Origin of the sequence: Pseudomonas sputi, from assembly GCF_021603585.1 — a bacterium.
In the GTDB taxonomy this organism is placed as follows: domain Bacteria; phylum Pseudomonadota; class Gammaproteobacteria; order Pseudomonadales; family Pseudomonadaceae; genus Aquipseudomonas; species Aquipseudomonas sputi.
Genome location: NZ_BQHI01000059.1, coordinates 1 through 1,366 on the forward strand (window position 1 = coordinate 1; position 1,366 = coordinate 1,366).

Annotated in this window: 1 pseudogene; it reads right to left on the minus strand. The window is 61.4% G+C overall.

The window, feature by feature from the left end:
- Nucleotides 1–1,366: pseudogene (locus L6D81_RS29280) on the minus strand (hypothetical protein); the annotation flags it as partial.

A 1,366-nucleotide genomic window follows, 5' to 3' on the forward strand; every position in this document is an offset into this window, starting at 1 on the left:
ATAAACGGCCAGACGGAGGCGCGCAAGGTGGCGTTGCCAGTCAGCGCCGAAACGTCCAGCTCCGCGCCATCACCGTTGTTGGCCGCCTGAAGGATCTTCGGCACATTGGAAAGATCCAGCACCAGCGCCTGCACTGCCAGCGCAAGCGCAAGCGATGGCTGCGGCAGGCTGCTGCCGCGCTGGACCGTATAGCTCACGCTCACTGATTTGTTCAGGTTGAAAGCCACCACGCTGTTGGCCAGTGGAACCTCCTGCGGCCCGAGCACGGTGACGGTTTTTTCCGGTGCCGTGTATGAACCTCCCGCCGGCGTGCCTGCAGCACCTGTCCACGTCACAATGATTTTGTCACCGAGCGCCATGTCGACGTAATCCACCACAGCGGTCAGGGTGTCCTTTGCGGCATTCGGGAGCAGGGTTTTGTCATCCGCCGCTTCCTTGATTTTCGGGGTTTTCAAGTCCAGCTCTACGCCGACACGGAATGTGTTCGCATCCGAGTAACTGGTCGGCCGGCCGTCCGCCCATTTGATGGAGTACGACGCCTCGACCGTGCCACCCTCGTTGTCCTTGATCAGTTCGGCCGCGATGGGAAATGGCACCGGTTGGCCGGCGGTAAACGAGGACAGTTTCACCGAGTCTTCATAGCGACCGGTTTTCGATCCCAGCCACACACAGAACACCTCGTCATCCTTGACCGTGTTCAGGTAGTTCACGGTCAGCGTGGTGCCGGCCTTGTCCGGCGGCAACATGCCGTTGACCACACCGTCCACTGCCGGCTCCGGCAGTTCCTTTTTCGGTTCGCCGACGTTCAGGCTTTCGGCGTGGATCGATTCACGGATGGCGTGGGTGGCGTTGAGCGGGTGCATCGTACCCAGCACCGCGTCCTCGATCAGCAACTGGTAATACAGCTCCAGCGTGCCACCATCGATCGGCGCCAGATGATGGCCTGGGACGTCGATCAGCAAGGGCAGACCGGCCGCGATATCGCCATTGGTAATCGGGCGCAGCGCCAGGGTTGGCAGATAGGTGCTCAGGTCAGGCCGGGTGCCGAGCCAGAACAGTTTGATCGCCTGGCCGGCCGCAAAAGACTTGTCGAAGGGAATCTCGATGTGTACCGGATCCTGCTTCGGATCAAGGGTGCCCTGCGCCGCGTCGAGGGCGACCGGGGCCAGCAGGCGCTTGATTTCGCCAGTCACGTTGATGAACTGGGTCTTGGACGACAGGTCGGCGGAACCGTCGGCTTTCTTCAGGCGAAAGGACAGGCCGATCTGGGTCTTGGCCAGTTGCCGCAACGCCGCATTGGGAATCGGGATTTCGGGGATGCTCGGCACATTGCCCAGCGGCGCGCCGATGATCTCGATGTTGATCG